1 protein-coding gene and 1 pseudogene are annotated in these 978 nt (G+C 64.4%); one reads left to right on the forward strand and one right to left on the reverse strand.

What is annotated here, in order from left to right:
* Positions 1 to 183 (reverse strand): annotated as a pseudogene (locus A2J03_RS12005) (thioredoxin); the annotation flags it as partial.
* 326 nt (positions 184 to 509) lie between these two features.
* Here A2J03_RS12005 and A2J03_RS12015 point away from each other — a divergent pair.
* Positions 510 to 890 (forward strand): ArsR/SmtB family transcription factor, encoded by a 381-nt coding sequence (locus A2J03_RS12015; protein ID WP_068049649.1) that lies wholly within the window; start codon positions 510 to 512, stop codon positions 888 to 890.
* Positions 891 to 978: the final 88 nt, after the last annotated feature.

Here is a 978-nt window from a genome sequence, read left to right on the forward strand (position 1 = left end):
GCCGTCGGGCACCGAGTTCAATCGATGACTGTTCTCGCGCACCGCGATCGAAGCCGGGTCGATGGCAGCCTGCTCAGCGGCCGCGGCGTCCGGTGACCCCGATCTGTCCACCACCAGAAACAGAGCCAACGCGGCGGCGAACACGACCACCAGGGACAAGGAAATCTTCAATGCTCGGCTCATGCAGCTACCTTCTCGATTCGTTGCGGGTCCCCAGCGTCTTCCTCGTCCGCCGCCGATGCCCGGAGTTGTTCGAGATCCAGAAAACGAACGACGCGAGAGCTACCGCGAGAGCGGCGATCAGAACAATCGAGACCTTGACGGACCGGCCCCACCCATTCCTCCGGACGATGCGTGAAGCGTAGGCGTGAGCCTGAAGTCGAAATACTACGACCCATAGTAGTTGTGGGCATCGGATCGTTCGCCGCAGGGCGTGTCACTTCGTCCCGCCCCTGCCGCTCGAATCGTCCACGAGCGATCATACTGCCATACGGTGCTATCATCGGTGCATGACGATCAATAGAGGGGCGTGTCCGGTCGGCCGCACCGGGTCTACGGTCGATGCCGCAGTGGCGTTGTTCCACAGCCTTTCCGATGCCACTAGGTTGGCTATCGTGCGCCGACTCGCCGATGGGGAATCGCGTGTAGCAGACCTGGTGAGCGAGCTGGGGCTGGCCCAGTCGACGGTGTCGGCGCACATGGCGTGCCTGCGCGACTGCGGGTTGGTGATCGGTCGCCCCGAAGGGCGGCAGGTCTTCTATTCACTCGCCCGACCGGAACTGTTGGATCTGCTCGCCTCGGCAGAAACCCTCCTCACCGCCACCGGGAACGCGGTGACACTGTGCCCCAACTACGGCACGGACTCCGCCGGAGCGGCGGTGACCGGATGAGCGACGCGTGCGGCTGCGACCACGACGAGCCCCGCCCGGGCGGCGACGACGAGCAGGAACCCGACAGGTTGTGGCAGATCACCGAGAT

Origin of the sequence: Rhodococcus sp. EPR-157, from assembly GCF_001647195.1 — a bacterium.
GTDB lineage: Bacteria > Actinomycetota > Actinomycetes > Mycobacteriales > Mycobacteriaceae > Rhodococcoides.

What these genes read in the sequence shown, in the direction of transcription:
- A2J03_RS12015 (WP_068049649.1), top strand. Translation starts at nt 510, where the DNA reads ATGACGATCAATAGAGGGGCGTGTCCGGTCGGCCGCACCGGGTCTACG.